The sequence below is a fragment of the Prauserella salsuginis genome (assembly GCF_024648885.1).
GTDB classification, from domain to species: domain Bacteria; phylum Actinomycetota; class Actinomycetes; order Mycobacteriales; family Pseudonocardiaceae; genus Prauserella; species Prauserella salsuginis.
This window is the reverse complement of record NZ_JANBBF010000009.1, coordinates 299,524-323,013: the sequence shown is the minus strand read 5'-3', so window position 1 is coordinate 323,013 and position 23,490 is coordinate 299,524. Positions and strand designations below refer to the sequence as shown.

Sequence of the window (23,490 nt, the reverse complement as noted above, 5' to 3'; positions counted from 1 at the left end):
GGCCGACCACGGTTTCGCGACCCGCACCCGCCGGTCGGTGGTTCGCGAGAGCTTCTCGGTGACCGGCAGGAATCGGGGAGGTCACAAAACGACCCACGCCTTCTCACGGCCTGCACACCGTGCAGAATGAGCGCAGTTCGAACACATCGCAGGAAGCGGTCGCCGGAGCAGGCGGCGCTGATCGAGCAGGGGGTACGTGGTGTCCTGGCAGGAAGAGTTGCGCAAGCTGGACGAGGAGCTTGCAGCGGGCAGACTCTCCGCGGACGACTACCGCGTCCGACGCGACCAGGTGCTGTCGTCAGCTGTCACGCACGGTGACGAGGCCGCGGGCGCGCAGGCGCAGGCGCCCGGACAGGCACCTGCCCAGCCCCAGCAGCCCGGCCAGCCGGACCCCGCCCAGCAGGCCGGCGCCCAGCCCCAGCAGGGTCAGCAGCCTCAGCAGGGTCAGCCCCAGCAGCAGGGTCAGCCTCAGCCGCAGCAGGCTCCTCAGCCCCAGCCGCAGGCGCAGCAGCAGCCACAGCCGCCGCAGCCCCAGCAGTCGCAGAACCCACAACAGCCGCCACCGCCGCAGGGCCAGCAGCCGCCCCAGAACCAGGGCGGCGACGGCAACTCGACGCAGGTCATCGCCGCGGTGGGCCCGCCTCCCGGCCAGACCGGCCAAACTGGTCAGCCCCCTGCTGGAAGCGCGCAGACGCCTCCGCAACCGGCGCAGCCGGGCGGCGACCCCGAGGCCACGCAAGCGGTGCGGCCTTCCGACCCGGAGGCGACGCAGGCCGTCCGCCCTGGCGACGCCGAGGCCACCCAGGCCGTGCAGCCGGTGGCGCCGCCGCAGCCGCCGTACCAGCCGCAGGCCTCCCCCGCCGCCGGCTTCCCCCAGCCCGCGCAGGCGCAGCAGCAGCCGTGGAACGCTCCCGACGTCGACCAGAGCCCGCCGTGGGGCGGCGAGTTCCCGCCCGTCTCCCCCGGCGACTCCGCCGAATGGGGCCAGGGCCCCGAGGACTCGTTCGACAACGAGTCGAAGGGCGGCAAGGGCAAGATCTTCGCGATCATCGCCGCGGTCGTGCTGCTGGCAGGCATCGCCACGGGCGCGTTCTTCCTGTTCGGCTCCGGTGACGGTGAGCCGACAGCGGAAGGCGGCAACCAGGGCCAGCAAGGCGGTGGCGGCAACAGCAGCAGCCAGGCACCGGAGCCGAAGGACGACATGCCGCTCGACGGCCAGCAGGGCCAGGTCGAAAGCAGCGCGTCGCTCAAGTCGTGGGACGACATCGCCAACATCAACCTGCTCAACGACGACGAACTCTCCGCCTACCAGGGCACCGCACCCGGCGAGGCCGAGTACGCCGTGTACCGGCACGACGGCGGGAAGGTGAAGACGGTCGTGCTCATGGTCAAGGTGGCCGACCAGGACGCCGCGTCGGCGGCGGTGGGCGAACTGCGCGACATCCAGCTCAAGAACGGCCAGAAGAACACGTCGATCAACGGTGTGCCCGGTTCGGTGCAGGTCACCGAGATCCAGCAGAAGAAGGACAAGGGCAAGGTCACCCAGAACGCGACGATGCGTGGCCACTACCTGTCCGGCGACGTGCTGGTGCGCATCGAGGGTGTGTCCGGGGAGATGAAGCTGGACGGCATCCGCGACAAGTTCGAGACGACGTTGACGACCCAGCTCGAGAACCTGCCCGCCGATGAGTGAGCCGAGCCAGGCCAGCGGTGATCTGACGGTGGTCACCGCCTGCACCATCGTCGCCCGCAACTACCTGCCCGCGGCGCGGGTGCTCGCGGCGTCGTACCTCAAGCACCATCCGGAGCACCAGTTCGTCGTCGGCGTCATCGACAGCGATCGCGGCATCGGCGCCGAGGATCCCGGTGACGACGAGACGGTCATCGACGGCATGCGCATCGTCGGGCCGTCGGCGTTCGGGATCGACGCCGAGACGTACCTGCGCATGGCGACGGCGTACTCGATCACCGAGCTGGCGACGGCGGTCAAGCCGTACCTGCTGCGCGAGCTGCGCGCGAGTTCGTCGGTGGTGATCTACCTCGACCCGGACATCCAGGTGTTCTCGCCGATGCCCGAGGTCGCCGAGCTGGCACTCGACCACAGCATCGTGCTGACCCCGCACTTCACCGCACCGCTGCCGCGTGACGGCAAGGAACCCGACGACGCGGTCATCATGGGCACCGGCATCTTCAACCTCGGATTCGTAGGCGTCGGACCCGGATCGGAGGAGTTCCTCGAGTTCTGGGCAGGCAGGCTGCGCCAGGACGCGATCGTGGCGCCCGAGGCGCAACTGTTCACCGACCAGCGCTGGGTCGATCAGGTGCCGGCGCTGTTCCGGCACGTGGTGCTCACCGACCCCGGCTTCAACGTCGCGTACTGGAACCTGCACGAACGCCCCGTCGAACGCGCCCACGACGACACTCTCACCGCGGGCGGTCACACGTTGCGGTTCTTCCACTTCTCCGGCTATCGCCCCGAGAAGCCGTGGCTGCTGACGTTCCACTGCGCCCGCAACCCGCGCGTGCTGCTGTCGGACAACCCCGACCTGCGCGCCCTGTGCGAGGCCTACGGCGCGGCACTCAAGTCGTCCGGGTACGCCGAGACGCTGGACGCCATCCCCTACGGCTTCGCCACGTTCGGTGACGGCACCCCGCTGCCCGCGGGCTGCCGACGGCTGTTCCGCGACGGCTGGATCGCGGCCGAGACGCCCGACGAGACCGCCCGGGGCGCCGGCCGCCGTGAACCGATGCCGCCCCACGCCTACGGTGAGGACGGCGGCGAGGCGCTGCGCGCGTGGCTGTCGGCGCCCGCCGACCACGCGCAGACCGCCGCCGGACTGAACCGCATGGCCATGGCCGTCTGGCGGGAACGGACGGACCTGCAGCTCGCGTTCCCGCATCCGACCGGCGCCGACGCCGAGGGTTTCCGCACGTGGTGCACCAGCTCGGGCCTCGGCGAGGGCGTGCTGCCGGAGTGGGCGCTGCCGCACCGGCAGCCGGAGCCGCGCGAACCGGACGAGGATTTCGGTGTCAACCTCCTCGGCTATCTGACCGCCGAACTGGGACTCGGCGAGATGGGCAGGGTCATCCACGACGCGATCGTCGACGCGGGCGTCGAGGTGGCGTCGGTGGTCGAGGAGAAGGCGGTGTCGAACCGCACCGGCGTCGAACGGCCCGCCACCACGGGCGATCCGCGGTTCCCGCTCAGCATCGTCGCCGTCAACGCCGACCAGACGCGCCTGGCCGCGTCGACGCACCCCGACGTCGTCCGGGACCGGTACCGCATCGGGCTGTGGGCGTGGGAGCTCGAGGACTTCCCGGAGTGGCAGCACGAGGCGTTCGGCATGGTCGACGAGGTGTGGACCGTCAGCGACTTCTGCCGCGCCGCGTTCGCCGCCCACTCGCCGGTACCGGTGAAGACGATCCCTGTGCCCGTGCGCGACCCCGGGCCGACCGCGCGCGTGCGGAAGGCCGGCGATCCGACGCGGTTCCTGTTCGCGTTCGACTTCAACAGCGTCGGCGAACGCAAGAACCCGTGGGGTGCGGTCGAGGCGTTCCGGATCGCGTTCGAGGGCCGCACCGATGCGCGACTCGTCCTGAAGACGATCAACGGCGATCTGCACCCGCAGGCCGCCGAACGCCTGCGCACGATGGTCGCCGACGACGCCCGCATCGAACTCGTCGAGGGGTATGTCAGCACCGCCGAGCTGGCCGACCTGTACGCCTCCGCCGACTGCTACGTCTCGCTGCACCGCAGCGAGGGCTTCGGGTTGACGATCGCCGAGGCGATGGCGCGCGGCATGCCGGTGATCAGCACCGCGTACTCCAGCACCACGGAGTTCCTCGACGCCGACACCGGCTGGCCTGTCCCGTACCGCATGGTGCCCGTCGGTGACGGCTGCGAGCCGTACCACCCGGGTGCGCTGTGGGCCGAACCCGACGTCGAGGCCGCGGCCGACGCGATGCGCCAGATCGCCGACGTGCCCGCGGAAGCCGCACGCCGGGGGCGGGCCGCGCGGGAGCACATCCTGCGCACGCGGTCGATGGAAGCCGCGTCGACGTGGCTGCGCACCGAGTTGGAACGCGCGCACCGTACGTGGCTCGACCGCCGCAGGGCCGCCGAACAGGCACCCGCTCCCGAGGACCCGTTGACGCCGATGCGCGAGTCCCGCGAAGCACTGCGGTGGCGGCCCGAGACCGGCGCCGCGGCACGCTCGCCGATCGCACCCGCACTGCGCAAGGCCGTACTACGGTTGCTCGACCACTACGACGTCCACCAGCGCAAGGTGCTCGGCGCCCTGCAGGACGGGTCCGAGGCGACCATGCAGCGGCTGCTCGGGCGGATCGAAGCGCTCGAACGGTCCGTCGAAGCGACGTCGAGCGAGGCCGCTGCGGCGCGCGAAGCCGCCCGCAGACAGGAGAAGCGGGCCGACCAGCTGCGCCGCACGGTGGACGAACTGCGCCAGACCGACAGCGTCAGCGTCGAGGAGTTCCGCAGCAGCAGGGCCGACATCCGCAAGGTCGCCGACCGGCTCGCACACGTGGCATCCGATGTCGAACGGCGTCAGGAGGCGGTGCACGAGCTCATCCAGGCCCGTGACCAGCGGTTCGACAATGACGAGCACGCCATCCAGCGACTCGGCCGCGACTTGGAGGCCGTACTGGAGGCCGCGCGGCTCGTGCACGCGCCGATCCCCGAGGGCGGGGACGTCGTGGTGTGCGACGCGGGCGTACTGCTGCTGCCCGTCGACGACGTGATGCTGCCGTGGATCCGTCACCACCGGTCGTGGGAACAGGACGAGGCACAGCTGCTGACGCAGTTGGCGCAGCGGCGGCCGGGTGCGTTCCTCGACCTCGGCGCGCACGTCGGCTACCACACGCTGAACCTGCTGCGGTCGTCGTCGGCCGTCACGAACGTCGTGGCCGTAGAAGCCGACCCGACGAACGCGGAGTTCCTGCGCCGCAACCTGACCGTGAACCTGCCGACGGAACGCTCCGGGCTCGTCAGCGTGCTGGAAGCGGCGGCGTGGGACACCGACGGCAACCTCGTGCTCGCGCACACCGACGAGCGCAACAGCGGTGACCACCGGGTGCGCGAACCGGACGGCACGGCGGCCCTGATGGTGCAGTCCGTGCGGCTCGACGGCAGCACCGACGTGCTGCGGCAGCCGGTGGGCCTGGTCAAGACCGATCTGCAGGGCCGGGACCACCGCGCGCTCGCCGGGCTGCAGGAGACGCTCGAACGGGACCGGCCGGACGTGCTGTGCGAGTTCTCGCCGGAGGCGATCGAGGAGTTCGGCGACGATCCCGCCGCAGTGCTGGCCGCCTACCGCAAGTGGGGATACCAGCCGGTCGAACTGCTCGCCGACGGCACGCTCGCCGACGACGAACCGGACGACACGCTGATCCACCACGCCCGCATGGACCAGCGCGGCTTCACCACACTCTGGCTCCGCCCGCAGTAACCCTCCCACGATCGGCTTCGTGCGACCACACGTTCGTGACGGTCAGCTGCGCGGTCGATTACGCCGCGTCGACGTCGCTACGGGTTCAGCTCGGCGTACGCCATGAGGTACGCGCCCCACCAGGCGCCGCCGACACACGCGAGTGACAGCACGACGGCCGACACCCATCGCGGCGCCCTGGCCAGCAGGAACGCCACCGGGACGGCCAGCGTGATCGCGGGCAGCAGGAACCGCGCCCGGCAGTTCCAGAACGCACCAGTGCCCAGGGCCGAGGCCATCATCACCGCGGTGTAGACGTGTGCGGGCAGCGGGATCGACCGGACGAACCACGACGCCACCAGCAGCCCGACGCTCACCACCACGACCGCGGCGAGGATCACCGACCACATCGGCTCGTCGCCGGCGACCACCCTGCCGAGGGTGATCCAGGTGAGCTCGCCACCGTCGAAGCCCATGTGCCAGGCGTGGTCCTGGATCCAGAACCACGCGTCGAGACGCCCGCCGCGCCACCCGACGTACAGCAGGTATGCGACCAGTCCGAGCGGTGCGAGCAGCGCAGCCGCCCAGGGACGCCAGCCGTCGCGGCGTCGCACGATCGCGATCAGCGCCGCCACGCCGACGGCCGCGATGAGGGCGGCGGCCGTGCTCCGCGACAGGCCCGCGACCAGCGTCAGCCCGCCAGCGGCCAGCCACTGCCGCCGTTCGAGCGCCAACAGGGTCCACACCGCGATGGCCACGAACAGCGACTCCGAGTAGCCCATGCGCAGCACGACCGCGCCGGGCGCGACCGCCCACAGCACGGCCATGAGGTTGCCGACACGCGGGCCGCCGAGGCGGGTGCCGAACTCGTGCAGCCCCCACGCGGCGACCCCACCCGCGAGCAGCGACACCAACAGCAGTGCGGCCGCCGCGGGCATGCCGAACAGTCCGAACACCGAGGCCAACCCCGGTAACAGCGGGAAGAACGCGAGGCTGACCGGTTCGGGGTTGCCGTCGGCGTCGAGGGGGACGTCCTGGCGATAACCGTGCTCGGTGATCTCGGCGTACCAGTGGACGTCGTAGCTGCCGAGCAGCTCCGTGAAGGAGGCACCCGCCCGCTCGGCGACGATGCCTATGACGAGGTACGAAACGACCTGGACCGCGTAGAACGCCGTCAGTGCGGGCAGCACCGGCCGGAGTGCGTGCCACACCCGCCGGCGAAGCGTCGCGGGCGCCGTCGGCAACGGCTCGGCGGTCGTTTCGGTCATGCGCAGGTGTCACAGATCATCGGGCGGACGGGATTCCACGGCCATGCTAACTGCGGATACGCTGCCGTTTGCCCGATTCATCGCTGGAGTGAACCAAAGCACTACCAGGCCGTAGGGGTGGCCTGTCACGGACGAATCGGCAGGTATGCAGGCGGCCGGTCTGAGGGGGTGAGTGCGTTGGACAAGACGTCACGCTCTCGACCGAAGCCGCTCGAAGGCGACGACAAGACCCGCATCTCGTTCGTCGACATGGGCCGTGCCATCGCGGCACTGCTGGTGGTCTACTCCCACATCGCCCACCCCTGGGTGCAGGTGAAAGGCGAGAACGCCCCGGTCATCGGGTTCGTCGAGACGTTCAGCAGCGAACCCATGCGCATGGCGACGCAGGGCATCGGCCAGATCGCGGTGCCGTTCTTCTTCCTGGTCAGCGGGTTCATCGTGACGCCGATCGCGATCCGCCAGGGGTACCGGAAGTTCGCGCTCAACCGGTTCATCCGCGTGTACGCGCCACTGCTGTTCGTACTGCTGCTGACGTCGGCCGCGCTGTGGGCCGGCCTCGAACCGCAGTCGACGGGCCAGTCGCAGGAGCTGACGCCGTGGACGATGTTCACCAACTGGACCTTGGTGAACTACATCCTGTATCCGCAGGTCGTCCTCATGCCGGTGGCCTGGACCATGATCATCGAGGTCCTGTTCTACCTCATTCTGCTGGCGCTGTTGCCGGTGTTGCGGCGGGCGGTGTGGCTGGCGATCGGCATCGAGCTGACGTTCGTGTTCGTGGTGCTGTCGAGTCGCAGCGAGCTGAACGAGTCGTGGTCGCTGTTCGCGGTCAACGTGTCGTACCTGCCGATCCTGATAATCGGCCAGATCGTCTGGGCCACGACGTCGAAGAAGATCCCGCTGTGGGCGGGCGGCGTGTTCGGCGCGCTGGCGTGGATGCTGTACGTGTACGCCGACATCATCGACGTCGGGCGCATCGACGACTCGTACAACCTCGCGATGTCGATCGCCGTGATGTTCTTCCTGATGGGCTATTTCGCCGAGCCGAAGCTGCGGCAGTTCCGCTTCTGGACGGCGATGTCGGAACGCTCGTACTCCATCTATCTGCTGCACGGCCTCGGCATTTTCGTCACGCTCGGCCTGCTGCGCCCGACGGTTCCGTTCGCCATCGCGCTGCCGATATCACTGCTGGTCACGGCGGCACTGGTCGAGATCAGCTATCGAGGCGTGGAACGGCCGAGTCACGAACTGGCCCGCAGTCTGTCCCGGCGCGTGGGCAATACGGTCAAGCGCGGTGCCGGTACGGGTAGTGCCGATGCGCCCGGAGGCGGGTCCGGTGCCGACGGTTCCCGTGGCGCCGGCACCGGCGAGCCCGGTGGCGACGCGGACCACGTAGCGGCGGACCACGAGGCGAGTGCAGGGGAGTCGACGGTGCGCATTCCCGCCGATCCGGAAGCGGCACCACCACCCGGCACTGTTCGACCAGGCGCCGTTCCGCCAGGCGCCGTTCCGCCCGAGGCCGGTCCGTCGACGGCCGGCGCCTCCGAGCCCGGTCCGTCGACGACGAGGCCTCCCGAAGCGAACGGGTTCGATGCGACGCGGTCCGAGCCGCTCCGACCGACGCGTTCGGCACCGTTGCCGGCCGATCCGGCAGGTTCCCAGCCGGTCCGTTCGACACCCAGACGTGGGGAATCGCCCCGGTCGAAGCCGCCCCGTTCGGAATCGCCGCGTGCGGAGCCGCTGCCACCGCCACGTCCGGAAGCGGCGCCGCGACGTCCGGATCACCCGCGTCCGGAGCCGCCCCGTTCGGAGTCGTCCCGTTCGGAACCCCTGCGTTCGGAGCCCCGGCGTTCGGAACCCCTGCCACCGCGGAATCGGCCGAGGCGGCCCGCACCAGAACCGCGCCCGGAACGTGGCGGCGGTGTCGCCGAACCGCTGTTGAACGGACACGGTGACCAACCGAACCGCCCCGGTGACCGTCCTCGACCACACCCCGATCGGGCCGAACCTGCCCGGAATCACAGCGCGGAATCCGTCCCCGACCGCCAGGGAGAGCCTCCCCGAGGTCGCCCCGCGCAGCCGCCGCCGCGCCCGTATCGACAGCCGCGCGAAGGCCGACCGCCCCAAGCAGGTGTCGACCCGCGCAGGGAGCCGTCGCAAACGTCGAATCCGGCCGAGCCCGGCCCTGGCGAACGCCCGGACCGGCAGCGACGCTCGGCGCGCCCGGGTACCGAACACCCCGACCCGGAGCAGCCGCGGAGGCAACGCCGGCGACCGGTGGAACAGACGCCACAGCGCTCCTCCGAGCAGCGCTCCCCTGGACAGCACTCCCCTGGACAGCCGCCTCCCGAGCAGTGGCCGCAGGAACGGCAACCTCGTCGCTCCGGCGGGGAGGACGGCCCGAGACACGCACGTTGACACCTCCTTCCCGCCCGCCGAACGAGCCACTTCCTCACCCAAGCGGGCGAGACGGGCCGGATCGTAGCCGTCGCGAACCGGTGTCCCCTGGCGATGATGGGCACCCGACTCGTCCGGCATACCGACCGAAGGAGGAGTCATGAACGACCACGCGGACCCGACCGGACCCACGGGCGAGGCCGAGACACACGCACTGACGCCGTACCTGGTCGTCGCCGATGCTCGGCGTGCGATCGAGTTCTACGTCGAAACGTTCGGCGCGGTCCGGCACGGCGAGCCGATCGTGATGGATGACGGCAGGGTCGGGCACGCCGAGGTCGCGATCGGTGACTCCGTGCTGATGATGGCCGAGGAGTTCCCCGAGATCGACCACGTCGCGGTGACGTCGGGAGGGCCGGCAGTCCGTGTCGAAGTAGCCGACGTGGATGATGCGGTCGCGAAGGCGACAGCGCTCGGCGCTGAGGTGTTCGGCGACATCGGCGACGACGGTTACGGCCGGAGCGGCCGCATTCGCGACCCGTTCGGCCAGCGGTGGCTCGTGCAGCAGGCGTCTCGTCGGTCGTCGGCGGGCCGGTCGTAGCCACGGGTCGGCGAACCGGTGTAGCCACGCGCTGACGCACGACCGGGAACGGAACGAACAACGAGGTGATCATGAACCTGTACGAGCGGTGGCTCGACGACCTGTGGAACGGCGAGCTGGCAGCTCTGGAGTCGATCGCCCGGGACGTTGTGACCGACGATTTCGTCGGTCATTGGCCGGGACGTCCGGCGCTGGTCACCGGCCCGGATCAGTTGGCTGCCGTGATCCGGGAGGGTCGCGGACTGTTCGACGACCTGTCGTTCGCCGTCGACGTCGGGCCCGTCGCGGAGGGCGACCTGATCAGTGCGAGGTGGGTCGCCCGCGGTCACCGAAACGGGACGCCGGCCGAATTCCACGGCCACGACATCCTCCGCCACGACGGCCGACTGTTCGTCGAGTACTGGGTGATCGCCGAAACGCCGTGACCAGGGGCGTCGTGCCGCTCGAGGGACGTGCGGTGTTGCGGACGTGCGGTCGTTGCGGGCGTGTCCGTCACGCTCCTGACAGCAGGGCATGCCCTTCGTCGGCGGTGGCCTCGGCCACGGCGCGCGGATCGCCGTGCCCTGCGAGGACCTGATACTCGGCGCGGCCGAGGAGTCGCCACGCGGTGCGCATTCCGGGACCGGACGGCATCAGCATGCCGGTTCGGCATTGGTCGATGTATGTCCGCAGGAGCGGATCGTCGCGGCGGAGTGAGTCCATCGCGTCGTCGTGTGCGGGCACGATCCGGCGGATCCGGTTGAGGTCCTCACCCGCGGTCGGGGACGCCTGATAGGTGGTGAGCAGGTCGCGCGCAGCAGGCGGGTTGCGGGAGCGGTGGTTGAGGTAGAGACCGTGGACGGACACGAGCGTGATCGGGCGGAGCGTACCGAGCCGGGGCACTTGTGCGGCGGTGACGTTCAGTCTTCGCCGGCGGATTTCGTGCAACGCCACGGCGGAGCAGATCAGGTACGGCGCCCTGCCTCCGAGGAACAATCGCAACGATCCGCGGTGGTCCAGCTCGGGGTCGAGGACGCCGCTGTGCGCTCTGCCGAGGGTGGCCAACCTTTCGAACGCGTTGACGAAATCGTCGCGCCAGCAGGTTCCGTGCTGACCGCCCGGCTCGTGGCCGAGCCCGAAGAACGAGGCGCCGACGCTGCTGAGGAGCGGCCACACGTGGTACGGATCTCCGTCTGGGGCGCCGACCTGCAACGCGACCGCGGCTCCGTCGTGAATTCCGTGGGCGCGCAACGCATTCTGGCCGTCGGCGACGGCCTCGGCGAAGGTGGAGGGCATCGGCCCCGTGCCGGTGAGCGCGTTGTTGCGGATCAACGCGACGCTGTCCATGGCGTACGGCACCGCATACATCGGGTCGCCGTGACTGAGCGCGTCCACCGCGACGGATGACATACCCGCACGGTCCTCGACGGTCGGCGGTGGCTGTTCGACCCAGTCCTCGGCGACGGCGCGGCCGAGCCAGTCGTGCGGGCCGGCGACGACGTCCGGTATGCGGTAGCCGGCCGGTGGGTGTCCGGTCGACGCGACCTGGCCGAACGCTGTCTCCAAGGTCTCGGTTCGGTCGAAGGATTCAACCTCGATTCGGACGGAGTAGTTCTTGCGGAAGTGGCCGTCACGGCGAAAGTACCGCTTCAGTGGTTCCGCCATCGTCCGTTCCGTCCACAGCACGAGGGAACGGATCCGTTCGGCGCTGCGTTCGTCGCGGAGCCAGCACTCGCGGCCGCTGCGGAACACCACCTGGACTTTGTGCTGGTCGGTTTCGTGTTCATCGGAGACGAGCGCGTCGTGTACATCACCGCTGGGCCACAGATGGGTGTCCTGCGGCCTCAGTACCGCGATCTCGCGGCGAGCCGTTCGGCGGCGAGCTCCGCAGACCACCGTGACGACCAGTTGCTGCAACGGCACGTTCGATCCATTGTAGACAACCGCGCCGGTCTCGCCTGCGTCGTGCGCGATCTGCCAGCCGACGTGAATCGCCATGACCCGCGCCTTGTTCCGCCGCGCCAGCATGTACAGCACAGCGGACGCGGCACCGCTGAGCACACCGACGATCGCACCGAGCAGATCGGCGATACCGGCAAAGTGCGATACCACCGCTACACCGGAATCGACGAGCTCCGACCCCCACGAGAGCATCATCTCATGTTATCAATGCAAACCCTTGTGACAGAACAAGAATCTGCAACTTGCACCGGTCAGCGGCCGACGGCGTAACCCTGCATACCGCGCGCATTCGCCGCCGCACGAAGGATTCCGCCGTTCGGATCACGCGACACCGCCGAAAGACGTCCCAATGCCCACGGTCCGGCATCAACCACGTCGTGCCCACGATCGGACAGCTCGGCGAGCACTCCTTCTCCCACGCGCGATTCGACGACGAGCTCCTTCGGCGTCCACGCCCTCGGGTAGAACGAACTCGGGAACGCCGTCGTGTGCCATGCCGGTGCATCGATCGACTCCTGCAGGTTCAGCCCGGCACCGACGTGTGCAAGCCAGAAGCAGAGCTGCCACTGGTCCTGCTGATCCCCGCCGGGTGTGCCGAACGCGAGCGTCGGTTCGCCGTCGCGCAACGCCATGGACGGTGAAAGCGTGATCCGCGGCCGTTTCCCCGGCGCCAGCGAGTTGGGCAAACCGTCTTCGAGCCAGAACATCTGGGCCCGCGAGTCCAGACAGAAGCCCAACTCGGGAATCGTGGGCGAGGACTGCAGCCAGCCGCCGGACGGCGTGGCGGACACGATGTTGCCCGCGGCGTCGACAACGTCGATGTGCACCGTGTCGCCACGGGTTCGTCCCTGTGGTTCGACGGTGGGTTCGCCGATCGCTCCCGAACCCGCAGCCGTATTACGCGTACGCTCGATCATTTTCGGCATACGGGCGTCGTCACCCCCGGGGCGCAGCCGATCGCTCGCCTCATCACCGATCAGCGCCCGGCGCTGCGCGGCATACTCGCGCGAAAGCAGGCGCTCGATCGGAACGTCACCGGTGTCGCCGTACCAGGCTTCGCGGTCGGCGAAGGCCAGCTTCGCCGCCTCGGTGGCGAGGTGGATCGTGCGCGCCGTCGGCTTACCATCCACATACGACAGATCGAGTTCCTCGAGGATGCGCAGCTGCTGCACGAGGGTCGGTCCCTGCGTCCACGCACCGCATTTGACCAGGCTCCATTCGCCGAAATCTGCGACGATCGCGTCCTCATAGGACGCTTCCCAGGACGCCAGATCGTCTCCGGTGAGCAGGCCGGCGTGATCACGTCCGGAATCGTCCCGGAACGCCGTACGACTGAAGGCGTCGACGGCCTCGGCGACGAAGCCCTGTGCCCAGGCCCGCCGGGCGGCATCGATCTGTTCCTCCCGACCCGACACTGTTTCGGCCTCGCCGAGCAACCGCTGCCAGGTTCGGGCCAGGACGCGATTCGAGTGGAGCGAACCCACCGTCGGCGTATCACCATCCGGCAACCACAGCTGTGCGGATGTCGGCCAATGGGTGGCGAACAGGTCGGACACCGTATCGATCGTGGAAGCGATCCGGCCCAGGACAGGGATCCCGTTCCAGGCGTATGAGATGGCGTACCCGAGCACGTCCCGAAGCGGCTTCGTGCCGTAGTCACGAAGGAGCAGCAGCCAGGCATCCCACGCGCCCGACACGGTGGCCGGCAGCAGACCACTGCCAGGGATCAACTTCAGACCGAGGTCGTCGAAATGACCGATCGTGGCCGCTGCGGGCGCCCCTCCCTGGCCGCACAGCACGCGCGGACCCCCGCCGGCAGGCGCAAAGATTGCGGGCACCTGCCCACCGGGTCCGTTCAGGTGCGGCTCGGCCACCTGGAGGACGAACCCGGCGGCAACTGCGGCGTCGAACGCATTTCCGCCGTCCTCGAGCACGGCCATGCCCGACGCTGACGCCAGCCAGTGCGTCGACGCGACCATGCCGTGAGTTCCGGCGAGTTCGGGCCTGGTGGTGAACGCGGAAGGATTCGCAGCAGACACGCCACGACCCTACGGCCAGTCAGGTAGTTACCTCAACTAACGGTGTGGTCATCCGACAGCCGACGTGGCGTACTCGACAACACGCGGTCTGCCGATGCCCTGCCAACTCAGTCCCGCATCGAGAACCGTGCCCGGGTCGAGCAGGTTCCGCGTGTCCAACACGGTGTCACCGTGCATCGCCTCGGCCATGACGTGCCAGTCCAGTCGTCGGAACTCGGGCCATTCGGTGAGCACGACAACGGCGTCAGCGCCCTTTGCGGCTCGGTACGCGCTGTCGACCACGAGCATTCCGGGCTGCTCTTCGCCGACTGCCGGGTCGTAGGCCGTGACCTCCGCCCCGTGAGCGCACAGCACGGACGCCACGCCGAGTGCCGGCGAATCCCGCAGATCGTTCGTACCGGCCTTGAACGTGAGACCCAGCAGACCGATACGAGCGCCGGACAGGTCCCCGCCGACCGCACGCGCGATCTTCGAGATGACCCGCTCGCGCTGGGCGAGGTTTTCGGCGATCGCCGCTCCGAGCAGATCGAAGCCGAAACCGACCGACTCGGACATCCGCAACAACGCACTCGTGTCCTTCGGCAGGCACGAACCTCCCCATCCCGGACCTGGTGCCAAGAACGAGCGTCCGATGCGCCGGTCGTATCCCATACCTTCGGTGACCGACGCAATGTCGGCGCCAAATCGGTCGCACAGCTCTGCGACCGAATTGACATACGACAGCTTCATGGCGAGAAAGCAGTTCGCCGCGTACTTCACCAGTTCGGCACTGGCTGCGTCCGTGACCACCGACGGCGCCCCCAGAGCGGCGTACAGGTCGACGACCGCCCGCGCTGCCTCCGGCGTATCGGACCCGACGACGATGCGGTCAGGGCCCAGGAAGTCGTCGACCGCGGTTCCTTCGCGCAGGAACTCCGGGTTCGACACCACCGGTACGTCCGGCCTGCCGAGCAGGGCACTGATCCGACGAGTCGTCCCGACCGGGACGGTCGATTTGGTGACCACGGCACATCCGGACGGCAATCGGTCGGCGATCTCGGTGACGACCTCCTCCACGGCTCGTAGGTCGGCGGCACCGCCCGCACCCATAGGGGTCGGTACACACAAGAACACGGCATCCGCGTTCGCCACCGCGTCCGCGGCACTCACGACGAAGGCGAGCGTCTCGTCGGCCAGCCCGCGTCGCACCAGTTCCGGCAACCCGGGCTCGACGATGTCCACACGGCCGGCCGACAGCCGGGCGACCTTCACTCTGTCCACATCCGCACACGTCACCTGATGGCCAAGGCTGGCGAGGCAGGCGCCCGTGGTGAGTCCGACGTATCCCGTTCCGACCACGACGATCCGCGCAGGGTTCATGAAGGCACGGTCACAGTCGCCGGTGACTTGCGGGCGAACGCCGAGGGAACCAGCAGGCGGACATTCATCAACGAATCGACCGTGTGACCACGTACGCTCTGCTTGCTCGAAGACGTGTGAGAAGGGAAGAGCATGCAGATCAAGGACACCGCAGCCATCGTGACGGGTGGTGCTTCCGGACTCGGCGGCGCTGCCGCGAAGGCACTGGCCGCCAAGGGTGCCCGTGTGTTCGCGTTCGACCTGCCTGCCTCGATCGAGAAGGCGGAGCAGGTCGAAGGTGTCACCTATGTCGAGGCCGACGTCACCGACGGCGCAGCCCTGCGGACGGCCGTCGACCAGGCCTCCTCCAGCGGTGTGCCGCTGCGCATCGTCGTGAACTGCGCGGGCATCGGCCCGTCGGCCCGGATCCTGTCGAAGAAGGGCACGCATGACCTCGATTTGTTCCAGAAGGTCGTGAACATCAACCTGGTCGGCACCTTCAACGTCATGACGCTCGCGGCCGAGGCCATCGCCGGCAACGAGCCGCTCGAGGACGGCCAGCGCGGCGTAGTGATCAACACTGCGTCGGTCGCCGCGATCGAGGGGCAGATCGGCCAGATCGCCTATTCGGCGTCGAAGGGCGGCGTCGTGGGCATGACGGTGCCGGCTGCGCGAGACCTGGCCTCGCAGGGCATTCGCGTCATGACCATCGCACCGGGGATCATCGACACGCCGATGCTGGCGACCGTGAGCGACGAGTTCCGTGCCGGACTCGCCGCGGGCGTGCCGTTCCCGAAGCGACTCGGTCGGCCCGACGAGTACGGCCAGCTGGCGGTCGACATCGTCGAACACGACTACCTCAACGGTGACGTCATCCGACTCGACGGCTCCCTTCGGATGGCTCCTCGCTAACCTCGCACGCCCCGACGATCGCGATCCACTGCACCGGCTTCGCGTCGGCCACAGGGTGACCGAGCCGGTATTCCTCGCATCGATCCCCGCATTTCGCGGGCACCCAGTCGCATTTCGCCCCCGAGACGACGTTTCGGGGGCGAAATGCGTTCCCGACGACTCGGGTAACCGGCACCGTCGACCCCCGTCGGTCCGGCTGGCCGGACCGCGACACCGTGCTTCTGTCGATGAAGCGCATCGCGTGCTGCATGAACGCAAAAACACCCCGAACCTCCCGCCTGTATCGCGCCGATAAGAGCCCGCCCGGTTCGCATGATTCGCATCGCTGCAGGACTGATCCGTCGAACTTGCGGCTGACCGGGGCACTCGTCGGATTCGGGACGGCGCTCCACCTGTGACTCTGAACTGAGAAGACACGGAGCGGGACTGTGCACGACGCGGACGCGATGACCGACCGCGGCCGCGTCGTGCACAGGACCAAGGGTCCCACGATGGTCCCGTGCCGTCCTGTCGCCCGATCGAGTGATTCGAACAAAGGTTTGACCCTTGTCTTGATTCGTGTGTAAAGTTGCCGACCACGAGCCGAGGGGGATCGATGGAAATCACCGATGTCGTACACGCCTGGCGTCGAATCGGTCAGGCACAGGCGGCGTACCTGAGAGCACTCGCCGAGTATTCGGTACAACACGAACACACCGTCGATGTGACCGCCGAGCTGGCGCTCGGCCTAGGAGAGTCGGAACACGTCGTCCGACGGGAGCTCGAGTGGGCCCGCCAGCTGACCTCACGTCTGCCCGAAACGTTGAGCGTCCTCGCACGCGGCGACATCGACCTACGTAAAGCGTCCAAAGTGGTCCATCAAACGCGTCCGCTGTCCGACACGAACGCCGCAGAGGTGGACCAGCTCGTCGCCGACAAGCTCAAGGTTCGCAGTGCCGATTCCATCCGCCGGTGTGCCTACAGAGCCGTACACCGAGTGGACCCCGATGGCACGGCAGCACGCGCACGTCAACGACGTGCTGATCGAAAAGTGACTCTGCGGCATCGCGAAGACGCGATGGCGACCGTGTCCGCCTATCTGCCGGCGGAACAAGCATCGGCCGTGTACGCACGGATCGATCACCGAGCTCGCGCAATGCGCACCCACGGCGAAAGCCGGACGACGGACCAGCTGCGAGCCGACGCGCTGGCAGACCACCTCCTGGCGGACTGCTCCTGCGGAAAGCGTGCGGACAACGACCATGGCAGGTCGTCCGCCACGTTCCCGGCAAGCGCCGAAAGCGGCAAGGCGGAGGTCTACGTGCACATCGATTTCGAGACGCTCGCCCGCATCCGCAACAACCCGGCACATCTTTCCGGACACGGACCCGTACCCGCTGAAGTGGCGCGGCAAATAGCTACCGATCGGAAATCCACCTGGCGGAGAATCATCACCGACCCACAGACGGGTGCCCCATTGGACGTCGGAAGGGAACGCTACCGGCCGCCGGCTGTGACCGCGGACTACGTGAAAGTACGCGACAGGGAATGCCGATTTCCTGGGTGCCATCGACCGGCCGAGTTCACCGACCTCGACCATGTACGCACCCACGGGTGCGATGGACCGACCTGCGCGTCGAACTTGATCGGACTATGTCGACGACACCACCTCGTCAAGCACACGCCCAACTGGTTGTTCGAACTCGAGGCCGACGGCTCACTCCGCGTCACGACACCGGAGGGAACCGTCCGAACCGGCGAACCAGCCCACGCCGAGAACGCAGCGGATGGACGGAAGCTTGCGGAACGGAAACGGCGTCGGCGCCGCGGAAACCGCCGCAATCGGAGCCGAAGCAGCCGGCACACAACCGAAAACCGCGGCAATGGAAGACAAGACGGCGCTCAGCGCAAGTCGAACGTCACAAGTCCTCCATGAACGGCACCTCGGTCATGGCGCGTTCACTGATCCAGACGCGGAGGGCATGCGTGGCGAGCACATCGTCCTCGTTGTACTGGAGCAACCGAGCGCGCTGTGCCACGTCGGGTTCCGCATCGTCCATACCGACGGCGTCGCGGTACCACCGCATCGAGGCTTCGCCTCCCGCTTCCGCGTCTCGCCAGGCGAAGCCCGCCACCGGCGCAACCACCTTGAGGCCCTTGCCATGCGAGCACAGGAACTGATCGGAAACACTTCGAAACAGATCCACCCACTCGTCGGAGTCGACGAAGGCCCGCACGTCAGCCGTCGTCGGCACGCCGCGGAACCCGGAGAACCGCTCCGCCGACGCGTACAACCAACGGTTCTCGGCCAACGCGTTGTAGCAGTACGCACGGAACTGCAGTCCGGCTGCTGCAGTGCGCTCACGTACGTCCGTCAACCACGCCCAGAACGCGGCGAACGACCGCGCCTCATCATCGGTCGGCAACGGCTCCCACGTGGCGAACGCGTGATAGCCGCGGGCCACGCCGACATCGGCACCGGTCAGCAGACAACCCCACAGATACGCCCCGGAGTCGCCGAAGCTCTCCATGTCGATATCAACCTCGACGTCACCACGCGGCACGGTCACGTCGGGCACCCGCCGCACCATCGTCAGATCCGCGAGCCACGCCTTGGCCAACGACACGGCGTCCGAGAACGACACGCCCGTCCACTGGATCGGCGGCTCGTCATGGATGTCGAGCGCAGCGAGCTTGTCCACCGTCGCGATGCCGGCGCGGCGCAGCTCCATCGCGTCCTCGCCCCGTACGACCAGGCTGACGTCCCGAACCCTGGTGAGCTCCGCCTCGCACGTCGGCCACCATGGGCAGCCCTTGCATTCGAGGACCCGAGACGGTTCGGCCAACGGCTCCTCGCCCGCGGCCGCGGCACGTGCGACGGCGAGCCGGTCGGCGAACCGACTGTCGTATTCCTGGAGCGCGGTCCGCCCACCCGGCCATGTTCCGGCCTCCAGGTCATGCCAGAGCACCACGTCGGCATCGAGCCCGATCACTCCGCCGACCGCGCGATCCGGCTCGGCGAACCCGGCTGCCTGCAGAAGCCGATAGGTGTGAGCCAGCCTCAACTGATCGCGAGGGTGCGATCGCACCTTCCGATCCGGGTCCGTCGAAGCGTTGGCCGGGTCGAGATCCGTCAGCTCGGTCGTCCGAGCACCCTCCCCCGGATCCGTGATGCGGTGACGCACCACAAGGACCGGCACGTAGCCGTCGACCGACCGAACGAGCAACTGGATACCACCGCGGCGTCCCGCCTCGCGGTCGCGCGGCAACAGTCCGCCCCAGATGTAGCCGACTCCCTCTTCGAGGGCGGTGAGGGTGAGCCCTGCACGTTCCGCAGGAGAAAGCTCGGCGGGAATGACGGTCCAGGTGGCCGCCGAACTGTCCTCGGCGGGCCCCAGCCCGGTGACCGGATCCTCGTCATCACCCACCGGGGCGATGGCGGCCTGTAGTCGCTCCGCGATGTCGGCGCGGTGCGCTTCCGCATCGGCGATCCGCTGTTCGGCCGAGGGATCCGGCGGCGCCAGCGGCGTCCCGGCCATCGTGGGGTCGTTGTCGAGATGCACCCGCCGACGACACCGTGTGACCACCCCCGCGTCGAGCAACACCTCGTCAACCATGGTGTTCACTTTATGAGAAGGCCCCGACACTCCCGGAGGCGACGTGCTCCCGGCCCGGTATGACCAGTAAGTTCTGCCTCAACCGTCAACACGAGCACGGCGGGCGCCGGGGAGGCCCAGACGCCCACGTAACCGACCGGAACCGGAGGCGAGGAACGGCGATGGCCAGCACATCCCGCAACACAGGCCACGACGACACGTTGTCCGAGTCCCCGGAGTCCTCGGCGTTGTCGGAAGGCTCGGAGGCTTCATCGACGAAGTCGAAGAAGGCGGCGAAGAAGGAGCGGAAGGCCGCGAAGAAGGCCGCCAAGTCCGGCGAGCACGAGTCGGGCCTGACCCCGCAGAGGGCCAAGAACGCGGTCAAGGTGGCGAAGATCGTCATCCCAGCGGTAGGACCTGCCCTCGTGCCGTTGGCTGTCCGAGCCGCCGGCACTGTCCGCGAAGCGTACGACCGCTACCAGGCGCGCAGGATCGGCGTCCCGGTCGAGCAGCTGTCCGAGTACAGCGGCCACGGCGGCGGCCTGCTCGCTCGCATCGCCGGCGCGGCGGACGGTTTGACGGAGCTGCGGCGATCCCCCCAAGTCACCGACGACGACGTCTCGTTCGCCCAGCACGCCCAGGGCACGCTCGAACAGCTGACCGCCTCGGTGCGCGCCGCCGAGCACATGCCTTCGAGCCGGCGGAAGGCCGCGCACAAGGCCATCGCCTCCGAACTCGACAACCTCGAGGCCGAGCTGCTGCGCCGTCTCGGCGTGGCGTGACCGCGGACGCGCAACCGGTCAGCAGCGGTCGGTCGACGGCGCCGCGGCAACGTCGGCGGTTCCGTGGCCGCGATGGCTCAGCTGATGAAGCCCTTCTTCCGCATCCAGTCGTAGGCGACCTGTGACGGATCGGCACCGTCGACGTCGACCTGCTTGTTCAGCTCCATGATTTCCTCGTTGTCGAGCGCGTCGGCCACCGGCGCCATGACTTCGGCGACCTGCGGGTGCTCGTCGTAGAACTCCTTCCGCACGGTCACGGCCGCGTTGTACTGCGGAAAGAACCGTTTGTCGTCCGCAAGCACCCGCAGATCCAGCCCGGCGATCCGGCCGTCGGTGGTGAACACCTCGCCGAAGTTGCACGTGCCGTTCGCCACTGCCGTGTAGATCGCCCCCGTACCGAACGTCTTCGTCGTCGTCACGGGGAAGCCGTACGTCTTCGTCACTCCGGGCATGCCGTCCGGACGGCTGGCGAACTCTGTCTCGACGCAGAACACGGCCTCTCGCGGGTTCTGCTTCACGAAGCTCGTCATGTCCGTCATCGTCCGCAGGCCGTGCTCGCGCGCGAACTTCTCGGTCGTGGCGAATGCGTAGGTGTTGTTGACGTCGGAGTACGGCAGCCACATCAGGTCGTTGCGCTTCAGATCAGCCTTGCGCACCGCCTCGTACTGCTCCTGCTCCCCCGGTATCGGTGTGTCCTCGCCCAGGTACGACAACCACGCCGTACCCGTGTACTCCCACTGCACGTCGATCTGCCCGTCCTCGAGCGCGTAGCGGGCACTGTTCGAACCGGCGATGTTCGTCAGATCGACCGTGTCCGCGCCCGCCGCCTCGAGAGCGAGCTGCGCGATGTACCCCAGGACGATCTGCTCGGTGAAATCTTTCGACCCCACCGTCACCTCGACGCCGTCGAGTGCAGGCACCCGCGGGATCGATCCCGGCTGCACGTCGTACGGCAACGCGGCGTTCACGCTCAGCCCGCACGCCGCCGTTGTCGTCACCAGCAGCCCGGCCGCCAACAGCGACCGCACTCTCCGGCCGGCCCGCTTCCCGATCCTCATCCCAGCCCCTTCGGTCCCAGCAGCTGTTCGGCCAGCGCGCCGAGCCAGTCGACGACCAGCGCCAACCCCACGGCCAGCACGGCGCCGACAACGAGCACCGCGGGACGGTTCAGCTTGTACCCGGTGTCCACGAGCTCACCGAGCCCGCCGCCGTTGACGAAGAACGCCAACGTGGCCGTCCCCACGGCCAGCACCAGCGACGTCCGTATGCCCGCCAGCACCATCGGCAACGCGAGCGGCATCTCCACTCGCAGTAGCACCGATCGTGGCGACATGCCGATGCCCCGCGCGGCGTCCACCAGGGACGGGTCGACGGACTGGATTCCCACGATCGTGTTCCGCAGCACGGGCAGCAGCGAGTAGAACGCGATGGGCAGCGCCGCCGCCCACAGGCCCTCCCAGCCCGTCCACAGGAAGAACAGCACCAGCACACCCAGGGCGGGCGCTGCCTGCCCGATGTTGGCGATACCCAGGAACACCGGCGCCACGGGTTTCGCCCACCGCCTCGTCAGCATCGCCCCCAGCGGCACGGCCACACCGACGACGATCGCCGTCACCACCACGGTGATCAGCAGGTGCTCCCAGGTTTTCGTCAGCAGCACGCCCGCCTGGATCGACTCCGCCTCGATCTCGTCGGTCTCCCTGGCGAACGCCCACACCAGCACCGCGCCCACGACGACCAGCACCGCGAGGGGCTGCGCCAACAACCGCACCCGGTCGGCCCGCTTCAGCCCCGGTTCCGAGGACAGTCCGGTGACGTCGACGTCGCTCATGACGTACCCGCCCCGGAGTCGGCCGCCGCACCGGCATCGCCGTCGACACCACCGTCGGCACGGCCAGCACCATCACGAGCGGCATCACCGCGAGCCACACCGGCACGACCCGCATCGCCGCCGTGCCCGTCTCCGTCAGCGGCGTCGGTTCCGTCACCGTCGACTCCGTCACCGGCGTCACCAGCGTCACCGGCCGACTCGTGCTCCTCACGCAGCTGCGCCAGCACGCCGGTCACCGTCTCGATGTCGATCATCCCGACGTACTCGCCGCGTGTTCCGGTCACCACGGCGCGGCCGCCCTCGGCCAGGATCGCCTCCAGTGCGTCCTGCAGCGTCGACTGCGTGCTCACCGTGTCGCCGACCGGTCTGCCGATGTTCGCCAGCGACGTCGCCGCCGACAGGTTCCGCACGTGCACCCACCGCTGCGGCCTGCGCCTGCGGTCCACCAGCAGCGCGTACGTATCCCCTGCTCGGGCCAGGCGCGCCCGCAGTTCCGACGGCGATTCGCCTACGTCCGCGGTCAGCGCCAGATCGGGGTAGTCGACGTCGCGCACGCGCAGCAGAGTCAGCTGTTTGAGTGACGCACCCGCACCGACGAATCCGGCGACCATGTCGTTGGCCGGATTGGCGAGAATCGCCTCCGGGGTGTCGTACTGCTGGATCGTCGACGCTTCACCCAGCACGGCGATCCGGTCGCCGAGTTTGACGGCCTCGTCGAAGTCGTGCGTGACGAACACGATCGTCTTGCCGAGGTCGGCCTGCAGGCGCAGCAGCTCGTCCTGCAGGTTGCCGCGCGTGATCGGGTCGACCGCGCCGAACGGCTCGTCCATCAGCAGCACCGGCGGATCGGCCGCAAGGGCACGTGCCACGCCGACGCGCTGCTGCTGCCCGCCGGACAGCTGCCGCGGGTACCGGTCGCGGAACTGCGAAGCGTCGAGGCCGACGAGGTCCATCAGCTCGTCGACGCGTTCGGCGATGCGCTTCTTGTCCCAGCCGAGCAGTCCGGGCACGACGGCGATGTTCTGCGCCACCGTGAAGTGCGGGAACAGTCCCGCCTGCTGGATCGCATAGCCGATCTTGCGCCGCAACCGGACGTCGTCGAGTTCCAGCGCGTCCTCACCGCCGATCGTGATGCGGCCCGACGTCGGCTCGATCAGCCGGTTGATCATCCGCATCGTGGTCGTCTTGCCGCAGCCCGAAGGGCCGACCAGCACGACGATCTGCCCAGCTGGGATCGTCATCGTGACGTCCTTCACCGCCGGTTCGGCCGACCCCGGGTAGCGCTTCGTGACCCCCTCCAGCTGGATCTCGACCCCGGAAACGGCGGAGTCGGTCGAATCGGAAGTCACGGCGGTTCCACCT

Annotated in this window: 16 protein-coding genes; 8 read left to right on the top strand and 8 right to left on the bottom strand. The window is 68.6% G+C overall.

Going from position 1 to position 23,490, the window contains the following annotated elements:
* The first annotated feature begins 199 nt into the window (after nucleotides 1-199).
* Together LY40_RS08270 and LY40_RS08265 are read left to right on the top strand one after the other, a co-directional pair.
* Nucleotides 200-1,693, top strand: coding sequence for a flagellar basal body protein FliL (locus LY40_RS08270; protein ID WP_258936433.1), 1,494 nt, complete (start codon nucleotides 200-202; stop codon nucleotides 1,691-1,693).
* Entirely contained in the window at nucleotides 1,686-5,465 is a 3,780-nt protein-coding gene (locus LY40_RS08265; protein WP_258936432.1) for an FkbM family methyltransferase, read from the top strand. Before LY40_RS08270 ends, LY40_RS08265 begins: the two co-directional genes overlap by 8 nt.
* A gap of 77 nt (nucleotides 5,466-5,542) precedes the next feature.
* Here LY40_RS08265 and LY40_RS08260 read toward each other — a convergent pair whose 3' ends face one another.
* Nucleotides 5,543-6,712: a putative hexosyltransferase gene (locus LY40_RS08260; protein WP_258936431.1), complete on the bottom strand. Its 1,170-nt coding sequence runs from the start codon at nucleotides 6,710-6,712 to the stop codon at nucleotides 5,543-5,545.
* A 177-nt stretch (nucleotides 6,713-6,889) separates the two neighbouring features.
* Between LY40_RS08260 and LY40_RS08255 the strand changes: the two genes are divergently transcribed.
* The 3 genes from LY40_RS08255 to LY40_RS08245 all read left to right on the top strand — a co-directional run bounded on the left by LY40_RS08255 (nucleotide 6,890) and on the right by LY40_RS08245 (nucleotide 10,135).
* Nucleotides 6,890-9,130, top strand: coding sequence for an acyltransferase family protein (locus tag LY40_RS08255; RefSeq protein WP_258936430.1), 2,241 nt, complete (start codon nucleotides 6,890-6,892; stop codon nucleotides 9,128-9,130).
* Nucleotides 9,131-9,269: 139 nt separating this feature from the next.
* Entirely contained in the window at nucleotides 9,270-9,710 is a 441-nt protein-coding gene (locus LY40_RS08250; RefSeq protein ID WP_307876683.1) for a VOC family protein, read from the top strand.
* 71 nt (nucleotides 9,711-9,781) lie between these two features.
* Complete coding sequence (locus LY40_RS08245) at nucleotides 9,782-10,135, top strand: ester cyclase (RefSeq protein ID WP_183780757.1); 354 nt, start codon at nucleotides 9,782-9,784, stop codon at nucleotides 10,133-10,135.
* Nucleotides 10,136-10,202: 67 nt separating this feature from the next.
* On the opposite strand, the gene LY40_RS08240 is transcribed toward LY40_RS08245, so the two are convergent.
* From LY40_RS08240 to LY40_RS08230, 3 genes are all read right to left on the bottom strand, one after another.
* Nucleotides 10,203-11,843: a sugar ABC transporter substrate-binding protein gene (locus tag LY40_RS08240; protein ID WP_258936429.1), complete on the bottom strand. Its 1,641-nt coding sequence runs from the start codon at nucleotides 11,841-11,843 to the stop codon at nucleotides 10,203-10,205.
* 59 nt (nucleotides 11,844-11,902) lie between these two features.
* Complete coding sequence (locus LY40_RS08235) at nucleotides 11,903-13,630, bottom strand: gamma-glutamyltransferase family protein (protein ID WP_258936750.1); 1,728 nt, start codon at nucleotides 13,628-13,630, stop codon at nucleotides 11,903-11,905.
* A 108-nt stretch (nucleotides 13,631-13,738) separates the two neighbouring features.
* Nucleotides 13,739-15,049: a UDP-glucose dehydrogenase family protein gene (locus tag LY40_RS08230; RefSeq protein WP_258936428.1), complete on the bottom strand. Its 1,311-nt coding sequence runs from the start codon at nucleotides 15,047-15,049 to the stop codon at nucleotides 13,739-13,741.
* Nucleotides 15,050-15,181: 132 nt separating this feature from the next.
* Here LY40_RS08230 and LY40_RS08225 point away from each other — a divergent pair, with 132 nt between their 5' ends.
* Together LY40_RS08225 and LY40_RS08220 are read left to right on the top strand one after the other, a co-directional pair.
* Complete coding sequence (locus LY40_RS08225; protein WP_183780766.1) at nucleotides 15,182-15,940, top strand: SDR family NAD(P)-dependent oxidoreductase; 759 nt, start codon at nucleotides 15,182-15,184, stop codon at nucleotides 15,938-15,940.
* A 595-nt stretch (nucleotides 15,941-16,535) separates the two neighbouring features.
* On the top strand, nucleotides 16,536-17,855 hold the full coding sequence (locus LY40_RS08220; RefSeq protein WP_258936427.1) for an HNH endonuclease signature motif containing protein: 1,320 nt from the start codon (nucleotides 16,536-16,538) through the stop codon (nucleotides 17,853-17,855).
* Here the strand turns inward: LY40_RS08220 and LY40_RS08215 are convergent.
* The gene (locus LY40_RS08215; RefSeq protein ID WP_183780772.1) at nucleotides 17,839-19,536 is read right to left on the bottom strand and encodes a TM0106 family RecB-like putative nuclease; all 1,698 of its coding nucleotides are present in this window, start codon (nucleotides 19,534-19,536) and stop codon (nucleotides 17,839-17,841) included. The two genes, LY40_RS08220 and LY40_RS08215, sit on opposite strands and share 17 nt — an antisense overlap.
* 227 nt (nucleotides 19,537-19,763) lie before the next feature.
* Between LY40_RS08215 and LY40_RS08210 the strand changes: the two genes are divergently transcribed.
* Nucleotides 19,764-20,297, top strand: a complete 534-nt coding sequence (locus LY40_RS08210) for a DUF6474 family protein (RefSeq protein ID WP_228726253.1) — start codon at nucleotides 19,764-19,766, stop codon at nucleotides 20,295-20,297.
* Between the two features lie 77 nt (nucleotides 20,298-20,374).
* Here the strand turns inward: LY40_RS08210 and LY40_RS08205 are convergent, their stop codons facing one another.
* Genes LY40_RS08205 through LY40_RS08195 form a run of 3 tightly spaced genes read right to left on the bottom strand, consistent with a single transcriptional unit; the run spans nucleotide 20,375 to nucleotide 23,477 of the window.
* Entirely contained in the window at nucleotides 20,375-21,355 is a 981-nt protein-coding gene (locus LY40_RS08205) for a glycine betaine ABC transporter substrate-binding protein (RefSeq protein ID WP_258936426.1), read from the bottom strand.
* Nucleotides 21,352-22,128, bottom strand: coding sequence for an ABC transporter permease (locus tag LY40_RS08200; protein ID WP_258936425.1), 777 nt, complete (start codon nucleotides 22,126-22,128; stop codon nucleotides 21,352-21,354). Before LY40_RS08200 ends, LY40_RS08205 begins: the two co-directional genes overlap by 4 nt.
* Complete coding sequence (locus tag LY40_RS08195) at nucleotides 22,125-23,477, bottom strand: ABC transporter ATP-binding protein (protein ID WP_258936424.1); 1,353 nt, start codon at nucleotides 23,475-23,477, stop codon at nucleotides 22,125-22,127. The genes LY40_RS08200 and LY40_RS08195 overlap by 4 nt, the downstream gene beginning before the upstream one ends.
* Nucleotides 23,478-23,490 lie beyond the last annotated feature (13 nt).